The organism is Phycicoccus sp. Soil748, assembly GCF_001428025.1.
Taxonomy (GTDB): Bacteria; Actinomycetota; Actinomycetes; order Actinomycetales; family Dermatophilaceae; genus Pedococcus.
The window spans coordinates 28,247-44,068 of the sequence record NZ_LMSC01000008.1 but is presented as its reverse complement, the minus strand read 5'-3'; the positions used below and the strand labels follow the sequence as shown (position 1 = coordinate 44,068).

The 15,822-nt window shown below is 73.5% G+C and carries 15 protein-coding genes; 14 read left to right on the top strand and 1 reads right to left on the bottom strand.

The window, feature by feature from the left end:
• Positions 1-80 precede the first annotated feature (80 nt).
• The 12 genes from ASG70_RS12700 to ASG70_RS12645 all read left to right on the top strand — a co-directional run bounded on the left by ASG70_RS12700 (position 81) and on the right by ASG70_RS12645 (position 13,505).
• A complete protein-coding gene (locus ASG70_RS12700; RefSeq protein WP_056884238.1) occupies positions 81-1,148 on the top strand; it encodes an alkene reductase in 1,068 nt (355 codons plus the stop codon).
• A gap of 241 nt (positions 1,149-1,389) precedes the next feature.
• The gene (locus ASG70_RS12695; protein ID WP_056884237.1) at positions 1,390-2,088 is read left to right on the top strand and encodes a VOC family protein; all 699 of its coding nucleotides are present in this window, start codon (positions 1,390-1,392) and stop codon (positions 2,086-2,088) included.
• 75 nt (positions 2,089-2,163) lie between these two features.
• A complete protein-coding gene (locus tag ASG70_RS12690) occupies positions 2,164-3,555 on the top strand; it encodes a sigma 54-interacting transcriptional regulator (RefSeq protein ID WP_056884236.1) in 1,392 nt (463 codons plus the stop codon).
• Positions 3,556-3,716: 161 nt separating this feature from the next.
• Positions 3,717-5,612, top strand: a complete 1,896-nt coding sequence (locus ASG70_RS12685; RefSeq protein WP_235531488.1) for a VWA domain-containing protein — start codon at positions 3,717-3,719, stop codon at positions 5,610-5,612.
• Positions 5,613-5,741: 129 nt separating this feature from the next.
• Positions 5,742-6,737, top strand: a complete 996-nt coding sequence (gene egtD, locus ASG70_RS12680) for an L-histidine N(alpha)-methyltransferase (protein WP_056884235.1) — start codon at positions 5,742-5,744, stop codon at positions 6,735-6,737.
• 35 nt (positions 6,738-6,772) lie between these two features.
• The gene (locus ASG70_RS12675) at positions 6,773-7,855 is read left to right on the top strand and encodes a DNA glycosylase AlkZ-like family protein (RefSeq protein ID WP_056884448.1); all 1,083 of its coding nucleotides are present in this window, start codon (positions 6,773-6,775) and stop codon (positions 7,853-7,855) included.
• A gap of 7 nt (positions 7,856-7,862) precedes the next feature.
• Positions 7,863-8,771, top strand: coding sequence for a DUF429 domain-containing protein (locus ASG70_RS12670; protein ID WP_056884234.1), 909 nt, complete (start codon positions 7,863-7,865; stop codon positions 8,769-8,771).
• A gap of 102 nt (positions 8,772-8,873) precedes the next feature.
• Positions 8,874-9,446, top strand: coding sequence for a dienelactone hydrolase family protein (locus tag ASG70_RS12665; RefSeq protein ID WP_056884233.1), 573 nt, complete (start codon positions 8,874-8,876; stop codon positions 9,444-9,446).
• A 25-nt stretch (positions 9,447-9,471) separates the two neighbouring features.
• The gene (locus tag ASG70_RS12660; RefSeq protein ID WP_235531487.1) at positions 9,472-10,329 is read left to right on the top strand and encodes a phosphotransferase; all 858 of its coding nucleotides are present in this window, start codon (positions 9,472-9,474) and stop codon (positions 10,327-10,329) included.
• Between the two features lie 232 nt (positions 10,330-10,561).
• Complete coding sequence (locus tag ASG70_RS12655; RefSeq protein WP_056884232.1) at positions 10,562-12,286, top strand: CCXG family PEP-CTERM protein; 1,725 nt, start codon at positions 10,562-10,564, stop codon at positions 12,284-12,286.
• A 380-nt stretch (positions 12,287-12,666) separates the two neighbouring features.
• Positions 12,667-12,984, top strand: a complete 318-nt coding sequence (locus ASG70_RS12650; protein WP_056884231.1) for a helix-turn-helix transcriptional regulator — start codon at positions 12,667-12,669, stop codon at positions 12,982-12,984.
• Positions 12,981-13,505 carry an SRPBCC domain-containing protein gene (locus ASG70_RS12645; RefSeq protein ID WP_056884230.1) on the top strand — a complete coding sequence of 175 codons (525 nt, stop codon included), beginning with the start codon at positions 12,981-12,983 and terminating at the stop codon, positions 13,503-13,505. Before ASG70_RS12650 ends, ASG70_RS12645 begins: the two co-directional genes overlap by 4 nt.
• Before the next feature lie 117 nt (positions 13,506-13,622).
• Here ASG70_RS12645 and ASG70_RS19345 read toward each other — a convergent pair whose 3' ends face one another.
• Positions 13,623-14,237: a hypothetical protein gene (locus ASG70_RS19345; protein WP_056884229.1), complete on the bottom strand. Its 615-nt coding sequence runs from the start codon at positions 14,235-14,237 to the stop codon at positions 13,623-13,625.
• A gap of 146 nt (positions 14,238-14,383) precedes the next feature.
• Here ASG70_RS19345 and ASG70_RS12635 point away from each other — a divergent pair, with 146 nt between their 5' ends.
• Both ASG70_RS12635 and ASG70_RS12630 read left to right on the top strand, forming a co-directional pair.
• Entirely contained in the window at positions 14,384-15,280 is an 897-nt protein-coding gene (locus ASG70_RS12635) for a hypothetical protein (RefSeq protein ID WP_156399992.1), read from the top strand.
• A gap of 150 nt (positions 15,281-15,430) precedes the next feature.
• Positions 15,431-15,793 carry a bleomycin resistance protein gene (locus ASG70_RS12630; protein ID WP_056884227.1) on the top strand — a complete coding sequence of 121 codons (363 nt, stop codon included), beginning with the start codon at positions 15,431-15,433 and terminating at the stop codon, positions 15,791-15,793.
• The last annotated feature ends 29 nt before the right edge of the window (positions 15,794-15,822 follow it).

Below are 15,822 nucleotides of genomic sequence, written 5' to 3'. Positions count from 1 at the left end.
CGCCGCGACCTCGGTTGCCGCCCTTGTTGAAGTCTTGACGATCGACCCCGTCGATCACCCATCGACTCCGAGGAGAACGCATGTCCCGCGCATTCGAGAACGCCCAGGTGGGCCCGTGGACGCTGCCGCAGCGCTTCGTGATGGCCCCGCTCACCCGCAACCGCGCAGGTGAAGGTGGCGTCCCGACCGACCTCAACGTCGAGTACTACCGCCAGCGCGCGAGCGCCGGACTCATCATCAGCGAGGGCACCCAGCCCAGCGCCGTCGGCCAGGGCTACCTCGACACCCCCGGCATCCACAGCGACGAGCAGGTCGCCGGCTGGGCCAAGGTCAGCGAGGCCGTGCACGCCGAGGGCGGGCGCATCTTCATCCAGCTCATGCACGCCGGCCGGATCGCCCACCCCGACAACAAGAACGGCCTCGAGTCCGTCGCCCCGAGCGCCATCGCCGCGCCGGGGAAGATGGTCACCGCGAGCGGCCAGGTCGACCACCCCACCCCCCGCGCCCTCGAGACCGACGAGGTCCCGGGGATCGTCGCCGAGTTCGTGCACGCGGCCCGCCAGGCGGTCGCCGCCGGTGCCGACGGCGTGGAGGTCCACTCCGCCAACGGCTACCTCCTGCACCAGTTCCTGGCGCCGAGCAGCAACACCCGCACCGACGGGTACGGCGGCTCCCCCGAGAACCGCGCGCGCCTTGCCGTCGAGGTGACCCGCGCGGTCGCCGAGGCCATCGGGGCCGAGCGGGTCGGCATCCGGATCTCCCCGGCCCACAACATCCAGGGCGTCCTCGAGGAGGACCCGGCCGACGTGCGCGCCACGTACGACGTGCTGGTCGACGGCATCGCCGACCTCGGCCTCGCCTACCTCAGCATCCTGGCCGACCCCTCATCCGAGCTGCTGCGCGACCTGCGCCAGCGGTTCGGCGGCCCCGTCATCATCAACAGCGGGTTCGGCGAGGTCACCACGCTGGACTCGGTCGAGGGCCTGCTCGAGCGCGACCTCGGTGACCTGGTCGCGGTGGGGCGCCCGTTCCTGGCCAACCCCGACCTGCCGAAGCGCTGGCGCGAGGGCCTCGGGCTCAACGAGCCCAACCCGGCCACCTTCTACGGCGGCGGTGCCGAGGGCTACACCGACTACCCGGCCGCCTGACCGACGGTCACCCACCGTCACCGACCTCGGCGCCCTCGACCGGCGTCGACGGGCCGCCCCGCCGTCCAGCGGGCTGTGCCCACCGGAGTGCGCCCTGCCCACGAGGCTTCGTGGGCAGGGCGCACTTCCATGGGCTGAGTACCCGGGTGAGCTGGGTACGCGGGTGGGCTGGTGACGCGGGTGAGGCGGGGGACGCGGGTGAGGCGGGGACGCNGGCCGCCAGCGTCCCTAGGCTGGGCCGATGGCGCTCGCCCGGTTCCAGGACCTCTGCCTCGACGTGTCCGACGAAGGGCGACAAGCCGCGTTCTGGTCGGCCGTCCTCGGCCTCACCGCCCGCGAGGGGCGCACCGACCCCGCCGTCCTCGAGGGCGCGACACCGCAGCAGAGCCTGTGGCTCAACACCGTGCCGGAGCCCAAGACGGTCAAGCACCGGGTCCACCTCGACGTCGACACCGAGTCAGTCGAGGCGCTGGAGGCTCTCGGCGCGACCGTGCTGGTCCCGGCCACCGACGAGCAGCGCTGGACCGTGATGGCCGACCCCGAGGGGGGCGAGTTCTGCGCGTTCGTCCGCGCCCCAGACCGGCTGCGGCCCTACCGCCTGTACGAGGTGGTGGTCGACTGCGCGGTCCCCGAGCAGGTGGCGCGCTGGTGGGGAGAGGTGCTGGGCCTCGCGGTGGGCAGCGACACCGAGCACGACTGGTGGTGGCTGGAGGCAGGTACGGACGCGCGGTCAGCTCCCGGGCTGCCGTTCGAGGGCCTGGTGTTCGTGCCCGTCCCCGAGCCGAAGCGTGGCAAGAACCGCCTCCACTGGGACGTCCAGGCCCCCTCGGTCGACGCGCTCGTCGCGGCCGGCGCCACGGTCCTCGGCACGCAGCCGCACTGGACGGTGATGGCAGACCCCGAGGGCAACGAGTTCTGCGCCTTCCCGGTCGACGAGTAGCGGTCCGCGGCCCCTTCCCCGGCCCGGCAGTGCCCACGGGTGTCGGCCGTCGGTGGCCGGACGTAGCGTGGGGCAATGACCCAGACCGAACGTCCCGGCACCCTCGGCGAGCTCGTCGCCACCGGCTACGCCCACCGCAGCGTCAAGGCCGAGATCCGCGCCAACCTGCTGGCCCGGCTGCGTTCGGGTGAGACGGCGTTCCCGGGGATCGTCGGCTTCGACGACACTGTGCTGCCCGAGCTCGAGAGCGCCCTGCTGGCCGGGCACGACCTGGTGCTCCTCGGCGAGCGCGGGCAGGGCAAGACCCGCCTGATGCGCACCCTCGGGCAGCTGCTCGACGAGTGGTCGCCGGCCGTCGCGGGCTGCGAGATCCACGACGACCCGACGGCGCCGGTCTGCACCCGCTGCCTGAGCCTCAAGGCCGACCTGGGCGACGAGCTGCCGGTGGTGTGGCGGCACCGCGACGAGCGCTACACCGAGAAGCTGGCCACGCCGGATACCAGCGTGGGTGACCTGGTCGGCGACGTCGACCCGGTCAAGGTGGCGCAGGGCCGCACCCTCGGCGACCCGGAGACCGTGCACTACGGCCTGGTCCCCCGGGCCAACCGCGGCGTCTTCGGGCTCAACGAGCTGCCCGACCTCGCCGAGCGCATCCAGGTCGCGATGTTCAACGTCCTGGAGGAGCGCGACATCCAGATCCGCGGCTACTCGCTACGCCTGCCGCTCGACGTGCTGCTCGTCGCGACGGCCAACCCCGAGGACTACACCAACCGCGGCCGCATCATCACCCCGCTCAAGGACCGTTTCGGCGCCGAGATCCGCACGCACTACCAGGAGGAGGTCTCCGACGAGGTCCGCCTGATCCAGCAGGAGGCCCAGACGGTGGCCGACGTGCCGGAGCACCTCGTCGAGGTGCTGGCCCGCTTCACCCGCGGTCTGCGCGAGTCCTCCGCGGTCGACCAGCGGTCGGGGGTGTCGGCGCGGTTCTCGATCGCGGCGGCAGAGAGCGTGAGCGCGTCCGCGCTGCGTCGGGCCGCCCGGGCCGGCGAGGCCGAGGCGGTGGCCCGCATCTGCGACGTCCCCACGGTGGTGCCGACGCTGCTCGGCAAGGTGGAGTTCGAGATGGGCGAGGAGGGTCGCGAGCGCGACGTGCTCGACCACCTCCTGCGGCTCGCGACGGCAGAGACCTTCCGGGCGCGCCTGGCCGGCCTCGACCTGTCGGGGTTCACCGAGCGGTTCGCCGAGGGCGACGTCGTCGAGACCGGCGAGCTGGTGCCCGCAGCCGACCTGCTCGCGCAGATCGGGGCGACCCCGGGGCTGTCCAAGGTCCTCGACCGGCTCGGCCACGGCGACGACGCGGGGCCCGGTCAGGTCGCAGCGGCCGTCGAGTTCGTCCTCGAGGGCCTGCACCTCACCCGGCGCCTGGACAAGGACACCGTGGCCGGCCGCACGGTCTACGGGGCCTGACCGTGCCCTCCTCGGGCGCCCACGGGCGCGGGGACGGAGGCGGGCGGGGTACCGGGCATGGCTCGGGGCGTGGCTCCGGACCGGGCGCGGGGCACCACGGTGACCGTTTCCGCTACGGGCCGTGGCACGGGGGTGCCGACCCGCTCGCGCCGCCGTTCGACGTGCGCTCCGCGCTCGACCAGATCGGCCGCGACGTCCTCGCCGGCGGCTCCGCCCGCGAGGCGCTGCGCGACCTGCTGCGCCAGGGCGTCGACGGACGCCGTGGCCTCGACGAGCTCGCCGACCGCATCCGCCGGGCCCGCGACGCCGCCCGACGGCGCGGTAACCTGTCCGGCACCCTCGACCAGGTGCGCGCCGCCCTCGACCAGGCCCTCGCCGCGGAGCGCGACACCCTCGCCGGTGAGGACACCGACGACGCCCGGCTCGCCGAGATGGACCTCGCGACCCTGCCCGACGACGTCGCCGGACAGGTCCGCGCCCTCGCCTCCCACGAGTGGCACTCCCCCGAGGCCAAGTCGATCTACGACTCGATCGCCCAGATGCTGCAGCGCGAGGTGCTCGACGCCCAGTTCACCGGCATGGCGCGGGCACTGTCGGACCCCGACCCCGAGACGATGGCCGCGGTCCGCGACATGCTCGCCGACCTCAACCAGCTGCTCGCCGCGCACGCCCGGGGCGAGGACACCACCGACGCGTTCCGGCAGTTCATGGACAAGCACGGCGAGATGTTCCCCGAGGACCCGCAGGACGTCGACGAGCTCATCGACGCCCTCGCCCGGCGCCAGGCCGCGGCCGCGCGGATGATGGCCTCGCTCAGCCCCGAGCAGCGCGAGCAGCTGGCCCAGCTCATGAGCGACGCGCTCGCGGACGCCGACCTCGCCTCGGAGATGGCCCAGCTCGGCGACAACCTGCGCGCGCTGCGACCCGGCCTCGACCGCGGCAGCCCCGTCGGCATGCGGCCCGGCGGTGAGCCGATGGGCTACAGCGCCGCCGTCGAGGCGGTGGCCGAGCTCGCCGACCTCGAGTCGCTCATGGAGCAGGTCGGGCAGTCCTACGCCGGGTCGAGCCTGGACGACATCGACGTCGAACGCCTCGAGCAGCACCTCGGCGCCGACGTCGCCCGCGACCTCGAGGCCCTGCGGCAGCTCGAACGCGAGCTGGAGCGACAGGGCTACCTCAGCCAGGGCGACGACGGCCTCCGCCTGACCCCTCGGGCGGTCCGGCGCCTCGGCGAGACGGCCCTGAAGAAGGTGTTCGAAGGCCTGTCCGCGCAGGGACACGGCGACCACGACGACCGCCGCAGCGGCCACGCCGACGAGCCGACCGGCCTGACCCGCCCGTGGGAGTTCGGCGACGAGCAACCCCTCGACGTGCCCCGCACGGTCGGCAACGCCCTGCGCCGCGCCGGTATCCAGCCGGGCCGGGTCAGCCTCGACGTGTCCGACTTCGAGGTGGTCGAGACCGAGCGCCGCACCACCGCCGCGGTCGCCCTGTGCGTCGACATGTCGTTCTCGATGGTCAACGAGGGTCGCTGGGGGCCGATGAAGCAGACGGCGCTGGCGCTGTCGCACCTGGTGCAGACGCGGTTCCGGCAGGACGCCCTGGAGATCATCGGGTTCAACCTGGCCGCCCGCCGCCTGACCCCCGTGCAGCTCGCCGACGCCGAGCCGGAGTGGGTACAGGGCACCAACCTCCAGCACGCGCTGATGCTGGCGACCCGGCACCTGCGCCGGCACCCGCAGGCGCAGCCGGTCGTGCTCGTGGTCACCGACGGTGAGCCGACGGCGCACCTCGGGGACGACGGTGTACCGACCTTCCGGTGGCCCACGAGCAACGCCACCCTGCGCGCGACCGTCGCCCAGGTCGACGAGCTGCGACGGTCCGGCGCCGCCCTCAACGTGTTCATGCTCGGCGAGGACCCGGGGCTGGCGCGGTTCGTCGACGCCGTCGCCCGGCGCGCGGGTGGGCGCGTCTTCACCCCGAGCGTCGACCGGCTCGGCGAGTACGTCGTCAGTGACTACCTCCAGGCGCGCCGCGGCCGACGGGCCACCGGCTGAGAGGTGGCACCACCGAGGGATCGGGGCCTGCGCGTCCTCTCGGGAGGCCGATGTCGGTGGCCGTCGGTAGCGTCGGCCCAGCACGCCGACCCGGAGACCCCGGGGGGCGGGACGGACGAGAGCGAGCCGATGGCCCAGCGACACCGAGACCACCTGCCCGAGGACTTCAGCGAGCGCAGCCTCGCCCAGGACGTCCGCGCCGGGCTGACCAGCAGCCCGAAGACCCTGCCGCCGAAGTGGTTCTACGACAAGGTCGGCAGCGAGCTCTACGAGGAGATCACCCGGCTCCCCGAGTACTACCCGTTCGCCGCCGAGCGCGAGATCCTCCTCGACCACGCCGCGGAGATCGTCGGTGCCGCGTCCTGCCGCCACCTCGTCGAGCTCGGGTCGGGCTCCTCCGAGAAGACCCGCGCCCTCATCGAGGCGGTGCTGGCCACGACCCCTGAAGGCGAGCAGGCCGCCTACCGCGCGATCGACGTGAGCGACAGCGCGCTGCACGCCGCCGCCGACGACCTCGCCGCCCGCTACCCGACGCTCGACATCGAGACGGTGCGGGCCGACTTCGAGCACGGGCTGGCGCAGGCGCTGGCTGTCGACGAGGGCGAGGTGTTCGGTGGACGGCTGGTCGTGTTCCTCGGCGGCACCATCGGCAACCAGGCACCCGACCAGCGCGCGCACTTCCTCACCACCCTGAGGTCGGACCTGCGTGCGGGCGACGCCTTCCTGCTGGGCGCCGACCTCGTGAAGTCGCCCGACGTGCTCCTGCCGGCCTACGACGACGCCGCAGGCGTGACGGCCGCCTTCAACCTCAACGTCCTCGAGGTGGTCAACAGCCGGCTCGGGGCCGACTTCGACGCAGCGGACTTCCGCCACGTCGCCGTGTGGGACGCCGAGCACGCCTGGATCGAGATGCGCCTGGAGGCGGTGCGCGACGTGCACGTGCGCATCGCCGACCTCGACCTGGAGGTCGACTTCGCGGCGGGTGAGCAGCTGCGCACCGAGATCTCGGCCAAGTTCACCCGCGAGCGCCTTCAGGCGGAGTTCGAGCAGGCCGGCTTCGCCGCGGCCGGGTGGTGGACCGACCGCGCGAACCGGTTCAGCGGCTCTCTGTGGACCCCGGCCTGACCGCTGTGCGCCGGACCAGCAGGGAGCAGACCGCAGTGCGGGAGATCAGCCGTGCGCAGGCCCGGCGCCTCGCCGTGCGCGCGCAGCTGCTGGACCTGCCGCGACCGGGTGACCTCATCGAGGTAGTGCAGCAGCTGGGCCTCGTGCAGGTCGATCCCGCGGCACCCATCGCCCCGAGCGCCGAGCTGGTGCTCTGGAGCCGGCTCGGGTCGGCCTACCGGTCGGCCGACCTGCAGCAGGCGCTCGAGAGCCGCACCCTGGTCGAGCTCGACGGGCGGATCCGTCCCATGGACGACGTGCCCCTCCACCTGGCAGGTCACGAGGCGTGGCCGCCCTGGGCCGACGCCCGCGAGTGGCTCCGGGTCAACGAGCCGTTCCGCCGCGACGTCCTCGCCAGGCTGGAGGAGCACGGCCCGTTGCTGTCCCGCGACATCCCGGACACCAGCGTCGAACCGTGGCCATCGTCCGGCTGGACCAACAACCGCAACGTCACCCAGATGCTGGAGTTCCTCGTGAGGAAGGCCGAGGTCGCCGTCAGTGGACGCCGGGGGCGCCAGCGGCTGTTCGACCTCGCCGAGCGCGTCTACCCGGACGCCCCCGCGGTGCCTCTCGAGGAGGCCGCCCGGCAGCGGGCGGCCCGCCGCCTCGCCTCCCTCGGCATCGCCCGTGTGGGCGGCACCTCACGGCCCGGTGAGCCGGTCCACGTCGGCGAGGTGGGGGTGCCGGTGGTGGTCGACGGTGTCGCCGGGCAGTGGCGGGTGGATCCCGAAGTGCTCGAGCGCGACGACGTCGACGAGTTCCGGGGTCGCGCCGCCCTGCTGTCGCCCTACGACCGGCTCGTCTACGACCGGTCGCGGGCGCAGGAGCTGTTCGGCTTCGAGTACGTCCTCGAGGTCTACAAACCCACCTCGCAGCGGCGCTGGGGCCACTACGCCCTGCCGATCCTCTACGGCGACCGCCTGGTGGGGAAGCTCGACGCGAAGGCAGAGCGCAAGGAGGGCGTGTTCGAGGTGTATGCCGTGCACCAGGACGTGAGGTTCACCGAGGAGATGACCGCCGCCGTGGAGGCCGAGATCGACGCGCTCGCCGACTGGCTCGGCCTCGCGAGGCTCCGGTGAGGCCGTCATGACCGGCCCCGACGACGTCCGGCGGCTCGCCGACCGGCTGGTCGCGGAGGCGACCGACCTCCGCGACCGCCTCGCCGCCGGCGACCGTGGCGCCGACGCCGCGCTGGAGCGGGTGGACAGCGCGGTCCGCGAGCTCGGTGCCGCCCTCGCCACGGTCGGCGGCCGCGCCGACGCAGCGGTCGACGACGGTCCTGTGCCGCTGCCGCCCGTGGAGGTGACCGTCCCCGTCCTGGGTGTCGACGCGTGCAAGGCCGGCTGGGTCGGGGCGATCCTCGAACCCGGGGCGCCGCGTCCCCGGGTGGCCGTCGCCTCGTCGATCTCCGGCCTGGTGGAGTCGGTCCGGCAGTCGCTCGGCATCCAGGTCGTCGGCATCGACATCCCCATCGGCCTGCCCGACGCCAGCACCCGCGAGGCCGACGCCCTAGCGCGCAGGGCGCTGCCGGGGAAGGCGTCCTCAGTGTTCACGACCCTGACGCGCGCTGCGTACGCCGAGGCAACCCGGGCCGAGGCCGACGTCGTGAACCGCGCCCTGGCCGGGCAGGGCGTCGGCGCGCAGGCCTTCGCCCTGCGCGCGAAGATCCTCGAGGTCGACGCCTGGGTCCGCAGCCGTCCCACGGTCGGCGTGCTGGAGGTGCACCCGGAGCTGAGCTTCGCGGTCATGGCCGGGGCTCCGCTGCTCTCCGGCAAGAAGACCGACGAGGGGCGGCGCGATCGGCTCGCCGCCCTCGCTGCGGCCGGGCTCGCCTCGCCATCGGTGCTGACCGGTCCCGGGTATGCCGCCGACGACGTCCTCGACGCGTGTGCCGCGGCGTGGACGGCCGCCCGTCACGCGGCGGGTGATGCGCGGCCGCTGCCCGACCCGCCGCAGACCTGGTCCGACGGCATCCCGGCCGCGATCTGGGCCTGACGGAAGCCCGGCGGTCCGAGCCGGGAGGTTGTCACCGGTCGGGGCTAGCGTGGGCGCAGCCGGGACGCCCCCGGCCCACATCGACGAGAGGGGAAGGTCGTCATGGCCGAGGTCGTGCTGTTCCACCACGCGCAGGGGCTGACGAAGGGGGTGACGGCACTCGCCGACGAGCTCCGCAGGCGGGGCCACACGATCCACACCCCCGACCTCTATGACGGCCAGACCTTCGACTCGCTGGACGAGGGTGTCGGGCACGCCCGCGAGGTCGGCTTCGAGACCATCAGCGCCAAGGGCGTCGAGGCGGCTCAGACCCTGCCCGCGGAGGTCGTCTACGCCGGGATCTCGCTCGGGCTCGGCCCCGCCCAGCAGCTGGCCCAGACCCGTGGCGGGGCCCGCGGGGCCATCCTGCTCTGCGGGGCGCTGCCGGTCTCCGAGTTCAGCCCGACCTGGCCCGCCGGCCTGCCGGTCCAGGTGCACGCGATGGAGCACGACCCGGAGTTCGACAACGAGTGGGACAAGCCGGCGGCCGAGGCACTGGTCGCGGAGGCCGGCGGTGAGCTGTTCCTCTACCCCGGCGACCAGCACCTGTTCATGGACTCCTCGCTGCCGGCGTACGACGCCGAGGCCACCGCGCTGCTGCTCGACAGGCTGGACGCGTTCCTGGCAGGGCTCTGACGCGAGCGGTCCTAGGGTGTCGGCCGTGCCTGCTCCCGTCGCCCTGCCCTCCGCCGATCAGCTGCACCTGCTCGACCTCTGGCTGCCCGGCGCCGAGGTGGTGCACGACCACAGCTGGGGCCAGGTCGAGCGCGCGGTCCGCGAGGTGGTGCACGCGGGCCGGCGCTACATCGTCAAGGCCGGCGGCCCTGACGACCACCACATGGCCCGGGAGATCCGGGCGCACCAGAGCTGGCTGCAGCCGTGGACCTCGCTGGGTCGGGCGCCCCTGCTGGCTTTCGCCGACCTCCCCACCCGCCTGCTCGTCACCCACCACCTGTCTGGCCGGCTCGTCCTGGGCACCGAGCACGAGCACGCCGCGGCCACCTACCGCCAGGCCGGGAAGCTGCTGGCCCTCCTGCACCGTCAGGGCGGCACCACCGACGAGGGTCACGAGGCACGGGAGAACCGCAGGACCCTCGCCTGGCTCGACTCCCCGCACCGGATCGCCGGCGACGTCGTGGCGAGACTGCGCCGACTCGTCGCCTCGTGGCCGACCCCGTCCACGACCCTCGTGCCGACCCACGGTGACTGGCAGCCGCGCAACTGGCTCGTCGACGACGACGGCGTGGTCAGCATCATCGACTTCGGCCGCGCGGCACTGCGCCCGGCCATGACCGACCTGGCCCGTCTGCAGGTGCAGCAGTTCCGTGGCCGGCCTGACCTGGAACGCGCCTTCCTCGAGGGGTACGGCGCCGACCCCCGCGAGCCCGGGGCGTGGCACCGCACGCTCCTGCGGGAGGCGGTCAGCACCGCCGCGTGGGCGCACCAGGTCGGCGACGAGGAGTTCGAAGCCCAGGGGCTGCGCATGGTGGACGACGCCCTCGCGGCCATCTCGGCCTGAGCGACGCGCGCTGGTCCGGCTCTCGTCCGGCTCGAAGGGGACCCTGCGGGCACGACCAGTCGCGGCACCCGGTGCCAAACGAGGGCACCGGGACGGAGCGGTGCGCTGATACCAGCCGTTCGGCCAGCAACTCTCATCCGTTCAGCACCGGCAAAGAGGACATATCCGCAGGTCAGGGGTGGCAACGTCACAGGCACTGGTCCAGCAGGGACCGCTCACACCGGGAGGACTTGTGGCTCTACGCCGCCCACTTCGCACCGCCATCTCACGACTCGGCACCCAGCAGACGGGGCGGTGGGCAGCGCGCGCCCGACGCGCAGTCGGTGTCGCCGCCCTCGGCTCGATCGCCCTCGGCGTCGGCGCGCTCGCACCGGCCGCCATGGCCGACACCGCACCGAGCGGGACGGTCGGCAAGCTCTCGTACACCTCGCACTACTGGCCCTCGTTCGTGTCCTCGCCGTCGGCGATGGCCGACGCCTGGGAGAGCGCGTCCCGCACGGCGTACTGGGGGTACTGCAACACCGGGGTGACGCCGGTCTCCGCCGACGGGCTCTCCAACCAGGCGTACTGCGGCACCAACTCCAACATCATCTCCCACCTGGTGCTGCCTTTCACGGCCGCGACGGACGGGTCCTGGACCTTCCAGTTCGGCCCGGACGCCGGCAACGGCAGCGAGCTGCTCGTCGACGGCGTCGTCGTCGTGGGCCACTGGTACGACACCTGGGCGGGGGGCACCCTGGACAACACCTCCGCGTCCCTCTCGTACACCGCCGACCTCACTGCCGGCGCGCACACCATCGAGGTGTATGCCGCCGAGCCGTGCTGCGACGGCGCGTGGGGCGCCCGCTACCAGGCAGTCGGTGCGTCGTCCTGGACCCCGCTGCAGACGAGCCCGCCGCAGGTGAGCGTCACCGGACTGCCCGGCAGCCGCACGCTCGAGTACGGCAGCGCCGACCCGGGCTGCCTCGTCACCGACGCGTTCGACGGCACCCTCTCGCCGGCGGCCATGATCTCGGCGACCAGCGGTCCGCGTGCCGCGGGCGGCCTCGGCGCCCGCACGGCGACCTGCTCCTACACCGACAGCCGCGGCCTGACCGGCTCGCAGAGCGAGCAGTACACGGTGGTCGACACCACGGCACCGGCCATCACCGGCATCCCGGCGACCCGCACCGCAGAAGCGACCTCGGCCTCCGGGGCGAGCGTCGCCTGGGACGCGCCGTCCGCCACGGACGCGGTTGACGGCACCGTGCCCGTCACCTGCACCCCGGCCGCCGGCTCGACGTTCGCCGTGGGCGCCTCGACGGTGACCTGCGCGGCCACCGACGCGGAGGGCAACACCAGCTCTGCATCGTTCGCCGTCGAGGTCGAGGACACCACCGCACCGGCCCTGGCGACGCCCACCACGGTGGCCGCCACGGCGACCGGGTCATCCACGCCCGTCACCTTCGACGCACCGGTCACCGCGACCGACCTCGTCGACGGGGCGGTCGTCCCCGCGTGTGTCGACGACCGTGGCACCTCGCTCACGCCGGCCGGCGGCTCGTTCCGACCGGGCTCGACCACCGTCACCTGCACCGCGACGGACGCCCACGGCAATGCCGCCTCGAAGTCCTTCACGGTCGACGTCACCTACGGCTGGTCGGGCCTGCTCGCGCCGGTCGTGGACGGCGGCTCCTACAAGCTGGGCCGCAGCATCCCCGTGAAGTTCGCCCTGACCGGGTACTCCGCGGGAGTCACCGACGGCGCAGCGCGCCTCGTACTGACCAAGCTCCCCGCCACGGGCTCGGCCAAGGACGCGACCGCCACCTCGACGGCCAACCTCGGCAACGCCTTCCGCTACGGCGACGGCCAGTACATCTACAACCTGGACACCCGTCCGCTGTCGGCCGGTGTCTGGCAGCTGCAGGTCGTCCTCGGTGACGGCGTGGCCCACACGACCACCATCGTGCTGAAGTAACCACGCTCCGCCGCCCTGCGGCGGTGGAACCAGCTGGGGTCACGGCGAGAGCCGTGGCCCCAGCTGTCGTAGGCCGCCCCGGAACTTTCGGCCCATGGGCCGCATCCCCGCCCACCGCGCCATACCCAGCCCCAGCTTTCGGCCCATGGGCCGCTTCCCTGCGGCCCCGCGCCATACCCAGCCCCAGNCCATGGGCCGCATCCCCGCCCACCGCGCCGTACCCGACCCCGAACTTTCGGCCCATGGGCCGCTTCCCTGCGCCCCGCGCCATACCCAGCCCCGAACTTTCGGCCCATGGGCCGCTTTCCTCCCCACGGCCCGCGCCCTACGGCCTGCGCGTACCCTTGCGGTTACGTAACCGCCCGGCTACGTTGACAGGCATGGATGCCGTACTCCAAGCCCTGGCCGACCCGAGCCGTCGGACCGTCCTGCGCATCCTGCGCGACCACTCGGCCGCGGCCGGTGAGCTGGCGGACGCCCTGCCCATCGCGCGGCCCGGGGTGTCGCGCCACCTGCGGGTGCTGCGCGAGGCCGGGCTCGTCGACGTGCGGCAGGAGGCACAGCGGCGGATCTACAGCCTGCGTCCGGAGGGCCTCGTCGAGGTCGACGAGTGGCTGGAGGACTACCGCGCGTTGTGGCAGCACCGCCTCGACGCACTGCACACCGAGATCGCACGAGGGAAGAAGGGGACGTCATGAACATCATCGGAACGACACGAGCACTGGACGGGACGCGGGGGGCCGTGCGGGTCGAGGACGTCTACGACACGGGTATCGACGACCTGTGGGCGGCCTGCACGACGCCGGAGCGGCTGGCTCGCTGGATCGCCGAGGTCGACGGCGACCTGCGCGAGGGGGGCACGGTCCACGCGACCTTCACCAGCACCTGGAGCGGGCCGGCGGTGATCGAGGCCTGCGAGGCGCCGCACCACCTCCTGCTCACGACCGAGCCGGGCACGGAGGACGAGTCGCAGCTGGAGGCATGGCTCACCGCCGAGGGCGATCGCACCCGGCTCGTGGTCGAGGAACGCGGCCTGCCGGTCGGGTCGCTGCACTTCTACGGCGCGGGGTGGCAGGTCCACCTCGAGGACCTCGGGCGCTCGCTCGCCACGGACGGCCCCGTGCACGAGGGCGGTTGGTCGGCCGAGGCTCCCGCCGCCGCCTGGAAGGCGCGGTGGACCGAGCTCACCCCCGCGTACGAGGGCGCAACCGACGACTGACACGCCCCGAGTGCGAGCCGCGGATGCCCGGCCACCCGCGCCCGGCCACCCACGCTGGGCCACGGGCGGCCGGGCCGGCCGCACCGGACCAAACCCAGAGCCCAGCCCAGCCCAGGGTCAGAACCCCTGGTCGACGATCCGCCACCGGTGCTGCGCGTCCGGCCGGGCGAGGACGAAACCCCAGGGCAGACGCGTGTGGTCGGGCACGGTCAGGTCGGTTCCGCGGATGACGACCAGGTCGACGGGCACCCGGACGACCTCGGTGCCGGCCGGGAGCACCGAGTCGAGCTCGTGGTAGGCCTCCACGGGCTGCATGTCGACCTCGTCGACGACCCACGTGGCGCGGAACCTGCTCAGTGTCCCCATGCGGGCGGGGTCCAGGATCGCGTTCATGGTGCCGACGTCGTGCGCGTTCGAGGCGTCGAGGTAGGCCGCGACCACGTCCTGGGCACTGGCGCGGGCGGACGGCACCGGGACGTGAGAGCTCGGGGCGGTGGCCAGCCCAACGGCGGCCACCGCGAGCACGAGCCCGTCGACCACCAGCCCGGTGATGAGCCAGCGCGTCGCGCGCGGCCGTGGTCCCGGCACGGACTCGGGTGCGGCCAGGCGACGGCGGACCACCAGGCCCGCGACTCCGGCGACGGCACCCAGCGCCAGGACGAAGAGAGTGAGGGCAAGCAACAGCACCCAGAGCAGCGTGGGGGTGAGGCGCAACATCTCTGCCGGGTTCACGGGCTCCTCACCGGCCCGCGGTGCGGCAGCCGCGACCGCCCCATACCCCGCCCCCGAGTGCTCGATAAGGCCCCCTGCGGTGCCTGCCTGCCGGCAGTGTGGCAGGACGGTGGGGAGGGTGCAGGCGACACGGCAGAATGCGCGCCATGACCGACGACGTCCAGGCCCGCGAGGCCCGCGAGCTGCTCCTCGCCCACGCCGACCGCACGCTCACCGGTCGCGTCGAGGATCCTGCCGTGCTCGCCGCCGTCGTGGGGATCGAGCGGCTCGTCGTGGCTACCGGCTCCACCGATGCCGCCACACTGCGGGCGGCCGTCGAGGGCCGGCTCACCGAGTTCGGTCCCGGCTCGCACGTCGCCGACCTCGTGGGGCAGGCGGAGCGGCACGTCGTCGCCGGCCTGCTGCGACGGTCGACCGGGCAGTCGATCGACGCTGCCGTGGTCAACCCGGAGGCGGGCGCCTACCCCGTGACGACCGATGCCACGCTGGTGCGCGCCGCGGTGCGGGCGGCGCAGCGCTCGTTCGACATCATGCCCTACTACGGCATCCGGTACGGCGAGCGCGGAGCGCGGTTCGCGAGCTCGGACTCCGCGTGGCTCATCTCGCTCGCACCGCTCGACGAGGAGCAGGCAGTGCGCCAGGTGGCTTGGTTGTCCCGGGTGCTCGCGGGGCGCGGCATGCCCTCCTGGCTGATGGAGCTGCACCTCGACGAGCTGGTGGCCGAGGTACGTGCCGCGGTCGACGACGCGGCCGTCGGCGCCCTGCCCGCCGCGGCTGCGTCGCTGACCTCGGCGCGCCGCCGGCACGTGGACGACGACCTCCTCGCCCTCGCCGACACGTGGACGCACGAGGTCGCAGGGGACGGTCTGCCCGTGCCCCGGACCGGCGCGCTCGTCGCCGCTGCCACCGCAGACGTGCTGCTCGGCGTGACCAGGGACGACCACGTCCTCTTCGACTGGCTCACCGATCGCGAACGGGTCAGCGCCGAGATGGCCGCCGCGCTGCACGAGGTGCGTGACCGGGTACGCAGCCGCGCCGGCTGAGCACAGCGGGAGGCTGGGTACGCGCCCCCTTCCGGCGAGCCCTCCCGCCGCGCCGTCACACCCGCCCAGCGGGCACTCGGTAGGGACCTTGGGCGCTTCCTCCACCCCACCGGGCAGGGGAAGACTGTGCCCGAGAGCAAGGGAGGACACGTGGGCAACCTGGCGACCCCGAACCTGCCGTCTCGCGACTTCGACGCGACGACGGCCTTCTACGCAGCGCTGGGCTTCGAGCCCGTGTACCGCGACGAGGGCTGGATGATCCTGTCCGGGCACGACCTCACGCTGGAGTTCTTCCCGTTCGCCGGCCTCGACCCGGCGACCAGCTCCTTCAGCTGCTGCCTGCGCCTCGACGACGTCGACACCTTCTACGCCCGGTGCCGTGGGACCGGGGTCCCCGAGGCGGACCGAGGGTGGCCGCGCCTGCACCCGCCCCGGCTCGAACCCTCAGGGCTGCGCATCGGCTACCTCGTCGACCCCGACGGGACGCTCCTGCGCCTGATCCAGAACCCGTGAGCTCAGGGTCAGCCGGCCTCGGCCGCGTT